The 16,032-nt window shown below is 64.4% G+C and carries 14 protein-coding genes; 1 reads left to right on the top strand and 13 read right to left on the bottom strand.

All coding sequences use genetic code 11. The features are described 5' to 3' along the window. Nucleotides 1–128: 128 nt before the first annotated feature. From pdxR to GV832_RS15450, 13 genes are all read right to left on the bottom strand, one after another. Nucleotides 129–1,580: a MocR-like pyridoxine biosynthesis transcription factor PdxR gene (gene pdxR / locus GV832_RS15390; protein ID WP_168775782.1), complete on the bottom strand. Its 1,452-nt coding sequence runs from the start codon at nt 1,578–1,580 to the stop codon at nt 129–131. A 135-nt stretch (nt 1,581–1,715) separates the two neighbouring features. Further along, nucleotides 1,716–3,095 carry a hypotaurine--pyruvate aminotransferase Tpa gene (gene tpa, locus GV832_RS15395; protein ID WP_168775783.1) on the bottom strand — a complete coding sequence of 460 codons (1,380 nt, stop codon included), beginning with the start codon at nt 3,093–3,095 and terminating at the stop codon, nt 1,716–1,718. Between the two features lie 91 nt (nt 3,096–3,186). Then, the gene (rnd, locus tag GV832_RS15400; RefSeq protein WP_168775784.1) at nt 3,187–4,344 is read right to left on the bottom strand and encodes a ribonuclease D; all 1,158 of its coding nucleotides are present in this window, start codon (nt 4,342–4,344) and stop codon (nt 3,187–3,189) included. A 192-nt stretch (nt 4,345–4,536) separates the two neighbouring features. Next, entirely contained in the window at nt 4,537–5,601 is a 1,065-nt protein-coding gene (locus tag GV832_RS15405) for an ABC transporter ATP-binding protein (protein ID WP_168775785.1), read from the bottom strand. A 3-nt stretch (nt 5,602–5,604) separates the two neighbouring features. After that, entirely contained in the window at nt 5,605–7,776 is a 2,172-nt protein-coding gene (locus GV832_RS15410) for a glycoside hydrolase family 2 protein (RefSeq protein WP_168775786.1), read from the bottom strand. A gap of 8 nt (nt 7,777–7,784) precedes the next feature. After that, nucleotides 7,785–8,591: a carbohydrate ABC transporter permease gene (locus GV832_RS15415; RefSeq protein WP_168775787.1), complete on the bottom strand. Its 807-nt coding sequence runs from the start codon at nt 8,589–8,591 to the stop codon at nt 7,785–7,787. Continuing rightward, nucleotides 8,588–9,478, bottom strand: a complete 891-nt coding sequence (locus GV832_RS15420; protein ID WP_168775788.1) for a carbohydrate ABC transporter permease — start codon at nt 9,476–9,478, stop codon at nt 8,588–8,590. Before GV832_RS15420 ends, GV832_RS15415 begins: the two co-directional genes overlap by 4 nt. 111 nt (nt 9,479–9,589) lie before the next feature. Further along, complete coding sequence (locus GV832_RS15425; RefSeq protein ID WP_168775789.1) at nt 9,590–10,852, bottom strand: ABC transporter substrate-binding protein; 1,263 nt, start codon at nt 10,850–10,852, stop codon at nt 9,590–9,592. A gap of 146 nt (nt 10,853–10,998) precedes the next feature. Then, entirely contained in the window at nt 10,999–12,009 is a 1,011-nt protein-coding gene (locus GV832_RS15430) for a LacI family DNA-binding transcriptional regulator (RefSeq protein WP_168775790.1), read from the bottom strand. A 209-nt stretch (nt 12,010–12,218) separates the two neighbouring features. Continuing rightward, a complete protein-coding gene (locus tag GV832_RS15435; protein ID WP_168775791.1) occupies nt 12,219–13,754 on the bottom strand; it encodes a methyl-accepting chemotaxis protein in 1,536 nt (511 codons plus the stop codon). Further along, complete coding sequence (locus GV832_RS15440; protein ID WP_168775792.1) at nt 13,751–14,086, bottom strand: hypothetical protein; 336 nt, start codon at nt 14,084–14,086, stop codon at nt 13,751–13,753. The genes GV832_RS15435 and GV832_RS15440 overlap by 4 nt, the downstream gene beginning before the upstream one ends. A 54-nt stretch (nt 14,087–14,140) precedes the next feature. Beyond that, the gene (gene coaD / locus GV832_RS15445; RefSeq protein ID WP_168775793.1) at nt 14,141–14,641 is read right to left on the bottom strand and encodes a pantetheine-phosphate adenylyltransferase; all 501 of its coding nucleotides are present in this window, start codon (nt 14,639–14,641) and stop codon (nt 14,141–14,143) included. A 73-nt stretch (nt 14,642–14,714) separates the two neighbouring features. Beyond that, a complete protein-coding gene (locus GV832_RS15450; protein WP_168775794.1) occupies nt 14,715–15,149 on the bottom strand; it encodes a CBS domain-containing protein in 435 nt (144 codons plus the stop codon). A gap of 155 nt (nt 15,150–15,304) precedes the next feature. On the opposite strand from GV832_RS15450, the gene GV832_RS15455 reads away from it, so the two are divergent. Next, the gene (locus GV832_RS15455) at nt 15,305–15,910 is read left to right on the top strand and encodes a hypothetical protein (protein WP_168775795.1); all 606 of its coding nucleotides are present in this window, start codon (nt 15,305–15,307) and stop codon (nt 15,908–15,910) included. The last annotated feature ends 122 nt before the right edge of the window (nt 15,911–16,032 follow it).

Genomic DNA, 16,032 nt, shown 5'->3' on the forward strand with positions numbered 1-16,032 from the left:
GGGTCACTCCTCTGATGTTCTCCTTCTAAGGGGGCATGGCCAAGGGGGTTAGGGCCAGAAACGGGCCGGGGATAGCGCCAGTAGGGTGGGTGAAACCCACCGCTCCGCGCCGGTGGGTTTCACCCACCCTACGCCAGCGCCTTGGCGATCCGCGCAATGCCCTCGGGGATCTTGGCGGCGGGAATGGAGCCATAGCCCAATCGGTAGTGCTGCCGGTCCGGCCTGGAGGGGTCGAAAAACGTCCGCCCCGGTTCGATCAGCACGCCCTCGGCGCGGAGCCGCGTGGCCAGCGTTTCCGTGTCCTGCCCCGCCCGCATCCAGAAGGAGCTGCCGCCAAAGCCGCCCTGCCCCGCCACGGTCAACCCATGGGCCGAGATCGCCTCCTCCATCACCTGCCGCCTGCGCTTGAAGGCGGCCTTCATGCGGTGGATCAGCGTGTCGTAGTGACCAAGCGACAGGAAATAGGCCATGGTGCGCTGGATATGGCCGGGCGGATGGCGCAAGGACATGAGCCGCAGCGCCCGCGCCTCGCGGATAAAGCTCGGCGGGCCAACGAGATAGCCCAGCCGCATCCCCGGAAAGACCGACTTGGAAAAGCTGCCAGCATAGATCACGCGGCCTTCCGCATCGAGGCTTTTCAGGGCCGGGGAGGCGGGCTTCAGGAAGGACATCTCGAACTCGTAATCGTCTTCGAGGATCAGGAAGCCCTCGCGCCCCGCCGCCTCCAAGAGAGCCCGGCGTCGGTCGATGGGCATGGTGGCATTGGTCGGGCATTGATGGCTGGCGGTCGTCACCACCAGGTCGACGCCCTGCGGGATCGCATCCGGAGCCAGCCCATCGGCATCCACATCGATGCAGCGCACCTCGGCCCCGGAGGTCGTCAGGATGTTGCGCAGACCCGGATAGCCCGGGTTCTCCATCACCGCCACGCGCCCCGGGCCAAGCAGGCAAGCCGCAGTCAGCCAGAGCCCGTTCTGCGCGCCCATGGTCAGAAGCACCTCATCCTCACGCGCAGCAATCCCGCGCCGAGGCAGGATGTGGCGCAGGATGTATTCGATCAGCAAGGGGTCCTCGCCCTCGTAGTAATCCGCCGTCATGGCTGTGAAATCGCGCCGCCCGAGCGCCTGGACCGCGCATTGCCGCCAGTTCTGGTGGTCGAACAGGCTCACATCGGCCTGGCCATAGATGAAGGGAAAGGGATAGGCCTCCCAATCGGCAGGCCGCGCCACGCCCTCGCGGCCCGAAAAGAGCCCCTTGATCCGGCCGAACTCCGCAGCCTCGGCCCGCCCGCCCTGCACCGGCATCTCTTGCGGGCGCGGCGCATTGTCCGAGACGAAATAGCCCGACCGCCCCTTGGCCACCAGGTAATCCTGCGCCACCAGTTCCGCATAAGACAGCGTCACCGTCAGCCGCGAAATCCCCAGGTGCTCCGCCAGGCCCCGCGAGGAGGGCATCCGCTCCCCCGGCCGGAACCGCCCCGAAAGCACCCCCTCGGTCACCATCTGGCGGATGCGCTGCTGCAAGGACCCACGGTCGGCGCCCGGCAGGACAAAGGCTTCGGAGGGGATTTCATGCACCATGGGGCGATTGGCCCCAAGCGCCCGGGGTAAGTCAAGACAAAGGGCGAGGTCTCCCCCGCCCTTGCTTTCAATTTGGTTCAAATATCTCCGGGGGTCCGGGGGCAGCGCCCCCGGCGGTTCAGCCGAAGACCCGCGTCAGCCGAACACGCGAGTCAGGGCATTGTCGATGGCCCCGGTGATCGCGTCGATGTCATCCGCCGTGGCGATCAGCGCGGGCGACAGGCACAAAGTGTTGTTCAGCCCCGGGATCGAGCGGTTGGTCATGCCGATGATCACGCCATTGGCGTTGCAATCGGCCACGACGGCCGCCACGCGCTTTTCATCCATCGGCTCCTTCGTCGCCCGGTCGGCCACCAGTTCCGCCCCGCAGAACAGCCCCGCGCCGCGCACATCGCCGATGACCTTGTGCTTCTCCATCAGCGCATGCAGGTTCGCCATGGTCCGCGCGCCCATCTTGAGCGTGTTGTCCAGAAGACCCTCGTCCTCGATGATGCGCATATTCTCCAAGGCCGCCGCCGGACCCGAGGCGCAGCCGCCAAAGGTCGAGATGTCGCGGAAATAGGACAGCGGATCGCTGGCATCGTCCTTGAACATGTTGAAGACGGCTTCCGTCGTCACCGTGCAGGAAATCGCCGCATAGCCCGAGGCCACGCCCTTGGCCATGGTCACGAAATCCGGCTTGATCCCGTAGTTCTGATAGCCGAACCAGACGCCCGTGCGGCCCAACCCGCAAACCACTTCGTCGATATGCAGGAGGATCTCATACTTCTTGCAGATCTCCTGGACCCGCTCCCAGTAGCCCTTCGGCGGGACGATGACGCCGCCGCCCGCCGTCACCGGCTCCAGCACGATGGCGCCGATCGTATCCGCGCCTTCGCGCAGGATCACTTCCTCGATCGCATCGGCGGCGCGCTCGCCGTAATTCTCGACATCCCACTGCTTGCGATATTCCAGGCAATGCGGAACCATGACGAAGCCCTCGGGGAAGGGGCCATATTGCATGGCGCGCTCCTTCTGGCCGCTGGTGGCCAGGGTCGCGATCGTCGTGCCGTGATAGTCGCGCTCGCGGTAGAGGATCTTGTTCTTCTTGCCGCCATGGTGACGATGCGAGATCTGGCGCACCATCTTGTAGACTTTCTCATTCGCCTCGGAGCCCGAGTTCGAATAATAGACCCGGCTCATCCCCGGCATCTTGGTGATCAGCTTTTCGGCGAAGAGCGCACCCGGCACCGTGCCAGCCGCGCCCGCGAAATAGTTCATCTTGATCAGCTGATCGGCCACGACCTTGGCAATCGACTCGCGACCATAGCCCACGTTGACCGTCCAGACCGCGCCCGAGACCGCGTCGATATATTCCTTGCCCTTGGCATCCCAGACCCGCAGGCCCTTGCCCTCGACGATGACGCGGGGATCGACGGTCTCGCTTTCATATTGCTTGTGCTGGCTCAGGTGGTGCCAGACATGGGCCTTGTCAGCGGCGATCACGCCAGAGAGGTCATTGGTCATCGTGTTCATGGGCGGTCTCCGTGCGTGACAATCTGGCGATATTCTGCGCCTGCAAGCAGCGCAGGGTTAGGACCAGAGGGCTTTGGGCGATAGGTCCAGCTTACAGCCGGACCACGCGCACCTCGTTGCCCTTGGCCGAAAGGGCGATCTCGCCCTTGCAGAGGCGAAGCGCGTCGTCGCCAAAGGCCTCGGCGCGCCAGCCGTTCAGGGCGGGCACATCGCGCTGACCTGCGGCGATCTGGTCCAGCTCGGAAGAAGAGGCGATCAGGCGCGGGGCCACGCCCAGCGATTCAGACTTGGCCTTCAGGAGAACCCGCAAGAGGTCGGCCAGGGCCGGGTTGACCTGCAGCTGGGCGCCCTGGTCGGGGGCGCGCGGCAAGTCGTCCTGTTTCATCTCCATCGCGATCTTGATCGCATTCAGGATGCCCTCGGCGATCTCGGGCTTGCGGCCTTCGCGGAGCAGAAGGCGAGAGCGGCCAAGCTCTTCGGAATTGGTGGGCCGGGTGGAGGCCAGTTCCAGGAGCGCGTCATCCTTCATCACCCGGGCGCGGGGGACGTTGTTGGCCTGGCAATAGGTCTCGCGGAACCGCGCCAATTCGCGCACCACGGCCAGGAAACGGCCCGAGGTGGTGCGGGTCTTGATCTTCTCCCAGGCCTCTTCCGGCCGGGTGATATAGGTCTCGGGATCGGTGAGGACGGCCAACTCCTCGACCACCCAGGGCTCTCGCTTCGTCTTGACCAGCTGCGCCGAGAGGAATTCGTAGATCACCCGCAGATGGGTGACATCGGCCAAGGCATATTCGGCCTGGGCCTTGGTCAGCGGGCGGCGGCTCCAATCCGTGAAGCGCGAGGTCTTGTCGAGATCGGCCTTGGCGATCTTCTTGACGAGCGTCTCATAGCCCACCTGCTCGCCGAAACCGCAGACCATGGCGGCGATCTGGCTGTCGAAGAGCGGATCGGGGAAGACATTGCCCTCGGTGAAGAAGATCTCGAGGTCCTGGCGCGCGGCGTGGAAGACCTTGACCGTGCCCCGGTGGCGGAAGAGGTCGTAGATCGGTTCCAGCGACATGGCATGGCCCTCGATCGGATCGACGAGAACGGCTTCGCCCTCTTTCCCCGGCAGCGCCATCTGGATCAGGCAGAGTTTCGACCAATAGGTCCGCTCGCGCAGGAATTCGGTGTCGATGGTGACATAGGGCTCAAGCTTGGCGCGGGCACAGAACTCGGCGAGGTCTTCGGTCGTGGTGATGGTGCGCATGGGGCGGCTTTCGATAGGGGCCGCGGGGGTATCCCGCTTTTTCCGTATAGGGGGGGATTGCGGAAATGGAAAGCGGAGCGGGCAAGCCCGCAAGAGATAAGCCCTGATCTGCGCCTTCGCGCCGATCAGGGCCTGAGGGGGGCGCTGCCCCCCAGCTGACGCTCCCCCCGGGATATTTGGGAAAAGATGAAATCAGCGCAGACGCTGGCCGTCCTTGCCGAAGAGGAGGGCGCGGGCCGGGTCGAAGGTGACCTTAAGCGCCTGTCCGGGGCGCAGGTCGCGGCCCTCGGTCACGGCGATGGTGAGCGGCTGGCCGTCGATATCGGCGCCCGCGCGGGCATAGGCATAGGTCTCGGCGCCGAGTTGTTCGACGATCTCGATGGTCAGGTCGAGATGGGCTGTGCCGCCGCGCTTGAAGATGTCGGGGCGCAGGCCCACGGTGACCTCGCTGCCCTCGGGCAGGCTCTGGGTCAGGGGCAGGGTCTGGCCGGGCAGGTCCACCAGGGCGAGCTGGCCGTTTTGGACGCGCGCTTTAAGGAAGTTCATCTTCGGGCTGCCGATGAAGCCCGCGACGAAGATATTGTCGGGGTCATCGTAAAGCGTCAGGGGCGCGCCCACCTGCTCGACGCGGCCATCGCGCAGGACGACGATCTTGTCGGCCAAGGTCATGGCCTCGACCTGGTCATGGGTGACATAGATGATCGTGGTCTTCAGCTCCTGGTGGAGCCTTGCGATCTCGATGCGCATATGGACGCGCAATTCGGCATCGAGGTTGGACAGGGGTTCGTCGAAGAGGAAGACCTTAGGGTTGCGCACGATGGCGCGGCCGATGGCGACGCGCTGGCGCTGGCCGCCGGAAAGGTCCTTGGGCTTGCGGTCCATCAGCTTGGTCAGGCCCAGGGTCGCGGCCGCCGCATCGACCTTTTTCGCGATCGTGCCTGGATTGTCGCCCGCGAATTTCAGCGCGAAGCCCATGTTTTCGCGGACGGTCATATGGGGGTAAAGCGCATAGCTCTGGAAAACCATGGCGATGCCGCGATGGGCGGCGTCCACCTCGTTCATCCGCTTGCCCCCGATCACCAGGTCGCCGCCGGTGATCTCTTCCAGGCCCGCGATCATCCGCAGAAGCGTGGACTTGCCGCAGCCCGAGGGGCCGACGAAGACGCAGAACTCGCCGGGGGTGATCTCCAGGTCGACGCCCTTGATGACCTCGGCCGCGCCGTAAGCCTTGCGGAGGGATTTGAGAGTGACGCTCATGACTTACTCCGAGATGATCTGGGTGACGACGGTGCCGAGGCGGTCGTTGGAGACCGTCACGGTGATTTCCCCTGCCCCATGGGCCTGGAGCCAGAAGCCGGTGGACCCGGCACGCAGGGGCACGAAGCCGGGGCCGATGCGCCGCGCGGGGCCGGTGACGGTGATGGACACGGGCTCGGGGAAGAAGGGCAGCTTGTGGCCGGTCTGATCCAGCGCGCGGACCATGACGCGCAAGCTGTCATGCGGGCCGATGCGGGTGGCATCGGGGGCGACGTCCAGCTTGGTGGCCACGGGGTCCGAGGCGAAATGGGTCTGGGCCACCTGTTTGCCGTTCACGAAGCCCGTGACGGTGCCCGCCTCCCATTTCATGCCCCAAAGGCCCAGCTCGTCCTTGGTGAAAATGCGGTTGTCCACGATCACCGGGGGATGGGGCAGATGGGGGAAGCGCTCGCGGTCGGGCTTGACGCGCTTGGGCGGATGGGCGCCGTAGCGCAGTTCGACCTCGTCGCAGTTGGTCAGGATCAGAAGGGGCAGGACGCCGCCGATGTTGCGCTCTCCGCGTGCCCAGAAGGTCACGGGTTGCAGCACGGCGCCTTCTTCGGGCTCGGACTGGCTGGCATAGGCATAGGCCGCGAATTTGGGCTCGCGGAACATGTCCATGACGCCGTGGTGGCAGATCCGGTCGCCCGAGCCGAAGTCTTTATGCGTGTTGTAGTCGAAGGCGCACCAGCCGATGGCGCCGGCGATCTGGGGGTCGCCATACATGGCGTTCAGGACCTCCAGGTGGCGGATCACATGTTCGGCCTGGCGCTGTTCCTGGTCATTGGACTTGGTCGGATACATGTGACCGCCGTATTCGGTGATCATATAGGGGACCGGGTGGTCGAGGCCGGTGACCTCTTGCTGCGGCCGGAGGGGGGTGCGGGGACGGTTGCCGCCCTGCTCCTCGTTGCCGAGGATGAAGTCGTTCATCGTGTAGACGTCTTCCAGGAGCTCGGAGTCCGTGATGTAGCGCACGCCGCCGGTGGGGCGGGTGCGGTCGAGCGCATGGGCGACCGCATTGGTTTCGCGGTAGAAATCGTGATTGTCCTGGCTCTCGTTGATCCTGACGCCCCAGATCACGATGGAAGGGTGGTTCCAGTCGCGGGTGATCATCGCCCGCACGTTCTCGACGCTGGCCTTTTGCCAGGCGCGGTCACCGATATGCTGCCAGCCGGGGATTTCCTCGAAGACCATCAGGCCAAGCTCGTCGCAGGCATCAAGGAAATACTTCGACTGCGGGTAATGCGAGGTCCGCACGATGTTGCAGCGGAGCTCATGCTTGATGATCTCGGCGTCTTTCACCTGGGCGGATTTCCCAAGCGCATAGCCGATATAGGGGAAGCTCTGGTGGCGGTTCAGGCCCCGCAGCTTGATCGGCTTGCCGTTCAGGCGGAAGCCTTCCGCCGTGAACTCCACCTTGCGGAAGCCGAAACGGGTGGAAAGCGTGTCCTGCCCTGCCCCGGTCGTCAGGGTCAGGTCGAGCGTGTAAAGCGCGGGCGTCTCGACCGACCAGAGGGCGGCGCCGGGGGCATCCAGCGTCAGGCGGGTCTCAAGCGCGGCTTGGGCACTGGTGCGGGCGACCTCGTTGCCTTGGGCATCGCGGAGGACGGCCAGGACCTCGCCCTCGGGCGCGGAGAGATGGGCGGTGATCTCGGCGCGGGGCGAGGCGATGTCGGGCGTCTCGATCTTGACGTTCTTGATGAAGACCGGGGTCGTCACCTGAAGCCAGACCTCGCGGTAGATGCCCGCATAGGTCAGGTAGTCGATGACATTGCCGAAAGGCGGGATGGCGGGATTTTCCGTGCCATCCACCATGACCGACAGATGATTGGTCCCGGGCACCAGCCGCCCGGTCAGCCGCGCGGTGAAGGGCGTGTAGCCGTCGGCATGGGTGGCGATGATCTCGCCATTCAGCCGCACGACCGTATTGGCCATGGCGCCGTCGAAACGCAGGGTGACCTCGCGGCCCTCCCAGGCGGGATCGGACTGGAAGCTTTTGGAATAGGTGAAGGGCCGCCAGTAAGCCTTTTCGTCGAAATAGGAAAACGGCAGCTCCACGGCATTGTGCGGCAGCCGGACGCGGTCGCGGCCCTCGAACAGCCAGTCGTCGTTGAAGTCGGTCAGGATGCGCATTTTGGGCCTTATTTGACGCCGCCCAGCATGCCTTCGACGAAGCGGCGCTGGAGCAGGAAGAAGACGAGGATCGTGGGCAGCGTCGCCAGCACATTGGCGATCATGATCAGCCCGTAATCCGGGGTATAGGCGGTGGCGAGCGAGGCGACGGTCAGGGTGATCGTCTTCATGTCATTGGTTTGCAAGACGATCAGCGGCCAAAGATAGGCGTTCCAGTTCGTCATGAAGAGGATGATCATCGCCGCCGCATAGGTCGAGCGCATGACGGGGATATAGATGAACCAGAAGATCTGCCACTCTTTCAGCCCGTCCAGCTTGGCCGCATCGCGCAGCTCATGCGGGAAGCTTTTCGTGTTCTGCCGGAAGTAGAAGATCATGAAGATCGAGGCGATCCCCGGGGCGATCATGGCGATATAGCTGTTGATCAGGCCCGCCGAGGAGAACATGACGAACAGCGGGATCATCATGGCCGCAAAAGGCACCGACAGAAGCAGCAGAAGTCCCGCAAAGACCCGGTCGCGGGTCTTGGAGGCAAAGATTTCAAAGCCATAGCCCGCCAGGGACGAGACGATGAGGGTCAGCGCCGTCCCCGTGATCGCCACGAAGAAGGAGTTGAAGAAGACCTGCCCCGCATCCACCAGCTCGAAGAACTTGGCGATATTGGGCAAGAGATTCGTGCCGGGCAAGAAGCGCCCGCCCGTGATGTCATTGGCCGTATTGGTGGCCCCGGTGATCATCCAAAGAAACGGAAAGACCGAGATGAAAGCCGCGAGCCAGAGGCCCGCCTGGGCCAGGAGTGAGATGAGACGGTTCATTTTTCCCTCGCCAGCCGGAACTGCGCCCAGGACAGGAGGCCCACCAGGATCACGATGACCCAGGAGATCGTGGCCGCATAGCCGAAGGAGGGCATGAAACGGAACGTCAGGTTGTAGATGTAAAGCGAAAGCGTCAGCGTCGCATCGGCCGGACGGCCGCCCTGGCCCTGGCTCGCGGTGATCGTGTTGACCTCGTCGAAGAGCTGCAGCGTGCCGATGGTCGACAGGACCGTGGTAAACAGGATGACATGGCGCAGCATCGGAATGGTGATCTTGAAGAACCGCGCACGGGCGGGGACGCCGTCGATGCGGGCCTGCTCATAGATCGAAGGGTCGATGTTCTGCAGCGCCGCGAGGTAGAAGACCATGTTGTAGCCGGTCCAGCGCCAGGTGATGGCCAGGATGATCAGGACCTTGGCCCAGAAAGGGTCGTTCATCCACGGAATGGGCTCCGAGATGATGTGCAGGAAGAGCAGCGCGTCATTGACCACGCCGTCATCGGCGAACATCGACTTGAAAAGCACCGAATAGACGACCAGCGAGGTGACGCAGGGCAGGAAGATCGCGGTCCGCAACACGGCGCGGCCACGCAGGCGGGGGTTGTTCAGGGCGACGGCAAAGACCAGCGCCAGGATGATCATGATCGGAACCTGGATGGCCAGGAAGGTCAGCGTATTGCCAAGCGCATGCAGGAAGATCGGGTCCTGCGTCAGGCGATAGATATTGGCAAAGCCGCCGAATTTGAAATTCATCCCCTTGCCGGTCATGAAGCTCATGTAGAGCGACCAGAGGATCGGATAGATCATGAAAAGCCCGAGAAGCACCAGCGCAGGGGCGGTAAAGGCCCAGCCGGTAAGGTTCTCGCGCCGGGTCAAGCCGGTGTGCATTCGTCCCCCCATTGGCATGGAATGTGAGAAAGCCCCGTCTTGGCGCGGGGTCGGGCTCCAAAGGATCGGGCCCCACCGACCTTGTGGTCGGAAGGGCCCTTCTCGGGAGGATTACTGGATCTGCTGCGCGATTTGCGCGTCGATCGCCTCGATCGCGGCGTCGATGTCGCCGCCAGCCACCAGGCCCGGAAGCTGCGCAGCCACGGCGGCGTCAGCCTCGTTGGTGAAGATGCCGTAGTTCACGCCCGGGATGGCCGCTTGCCAATCCGAGAAGTCCTTCCAGACCGACTGGCCACCGAAGTAGTCGTCGCTGGCCGAATAGGCCTCGCCCTCACGCGCCGGGAGATAGGCACCGAAGGCGCCCTGGCCGACCAGGATCTTCTGGTAGAAGTCCACGTCCGAAGCCCAGACCTTTTGCAGGAAGTCGATGGCCGCATCCTTGGACGGGGCGGAGGAGAGCACATACCAGGACGAGCCGCCCAGGTTCGAGGCATGGCCCGCGCCCTCGACGCCGTCCAGCTTCGGAATGGGCGCCACGGCCCATTTGCCGGCCATGTTGTTGCCCTTGATGCCGCCGGTCATCCACACGCCGGTGAAGACGCCCGCCACATCGCCGTTGTTGAAGGCGCCGGTGTATTCGCCCCAGCCCGAGACCGACTTGTAGAGGTTCTGGTTCTTCAGCATGCCGACCCAGGTGGTCAGGGCCGCCTTGAAGACCGGGTTGTCCTTGATGTTGGGCGTGCCGTCGGCGTTGAAATACCAGGAGCCGGCCGATTGCAGCATGATGCGCATCGCACCCGCGTCGTTGATGTCGATCGACAAGAGCGGCTTGCCCGTCGCTTCCTTGACCTTGTCGCCGATGGCCGAAAGCTGCTCCCAGGTGATGTCCTTCAGGTCATCCGCCTTGTAGCCCGCCTGCTCCAAGAGGTCCGAACGGTAGAAGAGCCCGGTCACGCCCGAATCGAAGGGCAGCGAATAGGTCTGGCCGTCGACGGTGGCGAGGTCGACCTTGTATTTGGCGAACTGGCTGTAGTCGATCTTGTCGGTCAGGGGCTCGAAGGCGCCGGGGAAGGACAAAAGATACTTCTGGGCGCCGTAGTCTTCGATCAGGACGATGTCCGGCAGGCCTTCGGTGGTGCCCGAAGCGAGCTGGGTCTGCAGCTTCTGCTCAAGGTCGCCCTTGGCGAAATCGACCACGGTGATCTTGGTGTCCGGGTTGGCGGCGGTGTAACGGGCAATCGCCTCGTTCATCGCGGCGCCGTTGAATTCGGGCGCCCAGCACCAGACGGTGATGTCGGTGGCCAGCGCCATGGTGGCGGTGATCAGCTGGATGCCGGCCACGGCCATCACACCCTTGAAGGCGGTCATTTTCATCTTTGGCTCCTCCCAAATCGCGGGGCTCCTCCCCCGCCATGAGGATAAGGCTAGCGCAGGTAAAATCATCTGGCAAGTTTTTAGTAAAAATTTTCCGCTGCATTGCGGCATCGCATGTGCCGAAAGCGACATGACCGTTTGGGGGCTCAGGGCTTGGGGGCGGAACCGCGCCAGATCATCCGCGGCGCAAGAATGGTGCGCTTGGGCGTGGTCCGGCCCTGGATGCGCTCGACCAGCAGGTCGACGGCGGTCTCGCCGATCTCTTCCGAGGGCAGGTGCATGGTCGAGAGCGGCGGATTCATGAACTGCGCCACGGAGATGTCGTTGAACGAGACGACGACGATATCTTGAGGGATTTTCAGCCCCATCTCGTGGATGGCGCGATAGGCGCCCACGGCCATGTTGTCGTTGCCGCACACCAGCGCCGCCGGGCGATCGGGCCGGGCAAGGACCGATTGCGTCAGGCGGTAACCCGCGCTTTCGGTGTTCCAGTCGACCAGCGCGATATCGGGATCGTAAAGCCCGGCCTCGGTCATCCAGTCGATATAGGCGGCACAGCGCTTTTCGCGGCTCTTGATCGCGCCCTCGCGGTCATGGTCCCACCAACCGACGAAGCCGATTCGGCGATGCCCCATGCCGACCAGCGCCTTCAACAGCTTGCGCATCGCCCCGCCGAGGTCGCTTTCCACAGCGTCAAGCTCGTCATCCTCGGGGGTGAAATCGGCGCAGACGACGTGATGGGCATGGGTCTTGAGCCAGTCGAGCTCTGCCGCATCATGGACACCGATGCAGATCAGGCCGGAGGTCTGGGCCAGGATCTCGGGCGCGGGAAGGCTGTCGCCGTGATAGATCTTGACGGTTTCGAGCTTGAGCGCCGCTGCCCTCGTCTCGATCCCGAGGCGCAGGCCGACGTAATAGGGATCGGCCAACTCTTGATCGGGACGCAGGAAATGCATGAGCGCGATCTTGGGCGCGGCCTCGGTGGCACGGGCCCGCTGGCGCGCACGAGGGGTGGCGTAGTTCATCGCCTCCGCCGTCTCGATGATCGCCTGACGGGTGGCCGGGGCGACCGACAGCGTCATGTCGAAGTTCAGGACACGCGACACGGTGGCCTGACTGACGCCTACGGCATTGGCGATCTGTTTGAGCGTGACCATGAGGCTGTCCCCGGGGGTGAATATCCTTGCATGGCATGAAGATCGGGGTTTCTGCAACCAGGCTTGGCAGGAAAGCTGGACCGACGCGGGCACAGAGAGACCGCATCATGGACGAGCAACAGCCCGCAAAGCCGCCCACTCTTTACATTTTCCGATATTCCTGTGCGAAGTGGCGCATCTTTCGCGCCACTTCTATTCTTTTCCCGGCATCATGCCGCACGACGTCCAATGCGCGCGCCATTGCCCTCAAGCTCGGCCATGCCGCGCCCAAGCTCGCCCGAATGACGCTGCAACTCGTTGCCGGCAGAAAGGATCCGCCCCGCAAGGTTCGCATTGTGGCGCGCCTGAGCCTCCAGCGAATTGACCTCGTCCTGGAGCCCATGCAGGCCCTGGCCCTGTTGGTTGATCTGCCCGGCAATCTCGGAGACGAAGCCCGCCGCCTTTTGTGCGGTGGCGATCAGGCTTTCCAGCGCCTGGGTCGTCTGGCCCACCTTGCGCGTGCCCAGCTCGACATTGCCCTGGCCCTGGTCGATCAAGCCCCGGATTTCCCGCGCCGATTCCGCGGCCCTTTGCGCCAGCGCCCGCACTTCGGAGGCAACGACAGCGAAGCCGCGCCCCGTCTCGCCGGCCCTTGCGGCCTCGACCCCGGCGTTCAGCGCCAGAAGGTTGGTCTGGAAGGCGATGTTGTCCATGACCTCGACGATCTGGCGGATTTGGCCGGTCGATTGTTCGATCAACCCCATGGCCTCGACAACCTCGCCCAGGAGATTGGTGCCGCGCGCAACCTCGGCGCGGTTCTCCTGCATGGCCTCATCGGCCTGCGAGGCCAGGACGACCGTGGCGCCAATCCCCTGCCCCAGGCCGGAAAAGGCCGAACGGGCCCGGTCGAGAAGAGCGGCCTGATCCGCAGCAGACCCCTCCAAGGCGCGGGCGCTGGAGACCAGCGAGTCCCCCGACTCCTGCACCCCGCGCGCGGCCGTGGCCACCGTGGTGACAGCTGCGCTCAGACGGTGGCCAAGCAGGTTCAGGGCATTGACCACCGATTCGTATTCGGAGGGAAAGCCGCTGGCCTGAAGCTGCCGGCTGTAGTCGCCCCCCGCGAGGTCGGTGATCCGCTCGATCAGGCGCGCGACGACACCGGATTGGGCCGCCTGCTCTTCCTCGCGGTGCGACAAGAGACCCTCGGCCGTGGCCCGGGCCTTTTCCGCCGTCTGAAGCACATGGGCCTGCGCGGTGAAGATCGTTTCGAGAAGATAGGTCAGGGCGCCAAGCGCCACGCCCTCTGCCACCAGGATCACGGCATGCATCACGACGCGGCCAAAGTCCGAGGGGCCGACGAAGACCAGCTCGGACATCAGGAAATTCAGCGCCAGGTGATGGACCGCGACGAAGCCCACGAAGGCCAGGATCGCGGGCCAGCTGCACAGGGCACCGATGATGGCCAGGGCTGCGAAGAAATACATATGCATGTCGGCCTGCCAGGGATGGTCGCGCATCAGGCCGACGAGGATGGCCACCTGGGCCGCATAGACGATCGCGAAGATCAGGTGCGAGGTCGCGGCCTGGGGCCTGCGGACGGCAAAGAGCTCTGCCATGCCGGTCAGGATCAGGGTTGCGGCCACCGGCAGCGTCATGGGCACCGCCAGGGCCCAGGCCAGCGCCGCGACGAGCGGCACATGAAGCCAAAGCACCAGGCCAATGGCCCGGGACACGTGTTGGCGCAGAAGTTCAAGGGTGATGGTCATGAGCGCACTTTCATGTCGGGCCCCTGGCCCGGGGATTCGCAGCCGGGAATGAGACTTGCATCCAGCAAGAAGGGCGTCCCGGCACGCAGACGCTCCAGCGCCTCGGGGGCGGCGACGCCGTCGACGACGATCAGCATCCCGCCCAGCGCCAGCTTGACCACCGGCAGGCCGGACTCCCGGACCGCCAGCCAGGTCTCGGAGGTGGCAAAGACCGCCACGCGCCGGGTGCCCTCATGCGCGAGGACTGCGACGCCGACCGTCGCCCCCAAGGCCATGAGGCTGACCACGAAGACCGCGAGGATCGGGACTATCCGGGAGATATGCTGTTTCATGCCCCGAGGATTAGCCCAAGGGTCTTGACGCCTGACTAACGGCTAAAATTCGAACTATCTCGCCCGACGCAGGCGGCGCACGAGGGCGGTCTCGACGGCGGGGGTGACGAATTTCGACACATCCCCGTTCAGGCGGCAGATTTCCTTGACCAGTTTCGAGGCGATGGCCTGGCGCCGCGCATCGGCCATCAGGAAGACGGTCTCGACCGAGGAATCCATCGCGCGATTCATGCCAACCATCTGGAATTCATACTCGAAATCCGCCACCGCCCGCAGGCCGCGAATGATGATCCCCGCGCCCACATCGCGGGCGCAGTCGATCAGGAGGTTCTCGAAAGGATGGACGATGATCTCGCCCCCCACCCGGGCCGAGATCGCCCGACACTCTTCCTCGACCATGGCGACGCGCTCTTCCAGGCCAAAGAGCGGCGCCTTGTCGCGGTTGATGGCGACGCCAATCACCAGCCGGTCAACCAGCGCCATGGCGCGCTGGATGATGTCGATATGGCCCAGGGTTACGGGATCGAAAGTGCCGGGATAGAGGCCGATGCGCATGGGGGCTCCGAGCAGTTTTCGCCAATGCAGCGGAAACGGCGCGCAAGCGCAAGAGACAAAGCGCCGCGCCAGGTCAGACGCCGCGAATCATCCCCTCCAGCGCGTCCTTCTCCGCCTCAAGGTCCTGGAGCCGCGCCTTGACCACGTCACCGATCGAGATGAGGCCCACCATCTGCCCGGCCTCGACCACCGGAATATGCCGGAACCGCCCCGCCGTCATCAGCTCCAGCACGCGGTCGGCCGTATCGGAGCGCGCACAGGTCGTGACCTGCGCCGTCATCAGGCTTTCGACCCGGTCGGCCAGGCAGGCCGCACCGCGCCGCCCGATCTCGCGCACCACGTCGCGTTCCGAGACGATGCCCGAGACGCTGCGCCCATCGCGCGAGACGATGATGGCGCCGATCCGCCGCGCCGACAGGGTTTCGGCCACCTGGGCCACGGTGGAGCCCGGCGGCAAGGTGACGACTCCGTCGTCGGATTTCGATTTGAGGATGTGACTGACAAGCATGGGGACCTCCCTTCCTGTCCTTGCCAGACTGCTCCCGACGCAAGATTCGGTCAATCCACAAAATCTTCACGAAATTTTATTTCCGGCCGATCTGCGAAAATTCCCTTCCCGGTCCGTGGTCGCTCTGCCAAACTGACGGAAACCGGAGATGACGCATGCTGCGACGGATTGCCCTTTGCCTGCTGGCGCCCCTGCCCGCCATGGCCCAGACCGCCACGCCCTGGGTCCATGTGATCGAACCGGCCTTCGGACAGGTGGTCTTCATGCCGGCGCCCACCCGTTTCCGGATCGGCGACCAGCAGGAGCGGGACGGGTTCCACATCCTGGAACTGGCACCGGAGGGCGAGAGCGTCGCAGCCTGGAGCCAGCTCATGACCCTGACCGCCAATGCCGGGCTTGCGACCAGCGCCACGCCCGAGGCCTTTCGCGACCAGTTCGCCGCCGGGTTCCACAAGGCCTGCCCCGAGAGCTTCTTCGCCGCCCCCGTGGAGCTGCCGCCCTTCAAGGGCGCCTCCGCCCAGGCCGCGATGATCCTGTCCTGCGGCAGCTACGAGGGCCAGTCCGAGACGGCGGCGGTGATCGTCCTGGCGGCGGGCGACACGATCTTCACGCTGCAATGGGCCGAGCATGGGCAAGCCACGCCCGGGCCGCAACAACCGGACTGGGCCACCTGGGAGCCGCGCTTCGGCCTTCTTTCCCAGGGCCGCATCTGCCCCCAGGTCGCGGGCGAGGAGATGCCCTATCCCTCCTGCAAGCCCTAGGGTCAGGACCCATTGATCACGCTCTAAGACCGTGATTCACGGTCGGCCAGGAGACCTGATTTATGAGCAACTTGTTCTGGCTGACCGAAGCCCAGATGGACCGGCTTCGGCCCTTCTTTCCC

The sequence above is a fragment of the Stagnihabitans tardus genome, from assembly GCF_009925085.1.
In the GTDB taxonomy this organism is placed as follows: Bacteria; Pseudomonadota; Alphaproteobacteria; order Rhodobacterales; family Rhodobacteraceae; genus Stagnihabitans; species Stagnihabitans tardus.

Excerpts from the sequence above, each read along its gene's own strand:
- GV832_RS15425 (WP_168775789.1), bottom strand. The coding sequence starts at position 10,852 with ATGAAAATGACCGCCTTCAAGGGTGTGATGGCCGTGGCCGGCATCCAG.
- coaD (WP_168775793.1), bottom strand. The coding sequence starts at position 14,641 with ATGCGCATCGGCCTCTATCCCGGCACTTTCGATCCCGTAACCCTGGGC.
- GV832_RS15450 (WP_168775794.1), bottom strand. The coding sequence starts at position 15,149 with ATGCTTGTCAGTCACATCCTCAAATCGAAATCCGACGACGGAGTCGTC.
- tpa (WP_168775783.1), bottom strand. The coding sequence starts at position 3,095 with ATGAACACGATGACCAATGACCTCTCTGGCGTGATCGCCGCTGACAAG.
- GV832_RS15440 (WP_168775792.1), bottom strand. The coding sequence starts at position 14,086 with ATGAAACAGCATATCTCCCGGATAGTCCCGATCCTCGCGGTCTTCGTG.
- GV832_RS15430 (WP_168775790.1), bottom strand. The coding sequence starts at position 12,009 with ATGGTCACGCTCAAACAGATCGCCAATGCCGTAGGCGTCAGTCAGGCC.
- GV832_RS15435 (WP_168775791.1), bottom strand. The coding sequence starts at position 13,754 with ATGACCATCACCCTTGAACTTCTGCGCCAACACGTGTCCCGGGCCATT.
- rnd (WP_168775784.1), bottom strand. The coding sequence starts at position 4,344 with ATGCGCACCATCACCACGACCGAAGACCTCGCCGAGTTCTGTGCCCGC.
- GV832_RS15455 (WP_168775795.1), top strand. The coding sequence starts at position 15,305 with ATGCTGCGACGGATTGCCCTTTGCCTGCTGGCGCCCCTGCCCGCCATG.
- GV832_RS15420 (WP_168775788.1), bottom strand. The coding sequence starts at position 9,478 with ATGCACACCGGCTTGACCCGGCGCGAGAACCTTACCGGCTGGGCCTTT.
- GV832_RS15410 (WP_168775786.1), bottom strand. The coding sequence starts at position 7,776 with ATGCGCATCCTGACCGACTTCAACGACGACTGGCTGTTCGAGGGCCGC.
- GV832_RS15405 (WP_168775785.1), bottom strand. The coding sequence starts at position 5,601 with ATGAGCGTCACTCTCAAATCCCTCCGCAAGGCTTACGGCGCGGCCGAG.
- pdxR (WP_168775782.1), bottom strand. The coding sequence starts at position 1,580 with ATGGTGCATGAAATCCCCTCCGAAGCCTTTGTCCTGCCGGGCGCCGAC.
- GV832_RS15415 (WP_168775787.1), bottom strand. The coding sequence starts at position 8,591 with ATGAACCGTCTCATCTCACTCCTGGCCCAGGCGGGCCTCTGGCTCGCG.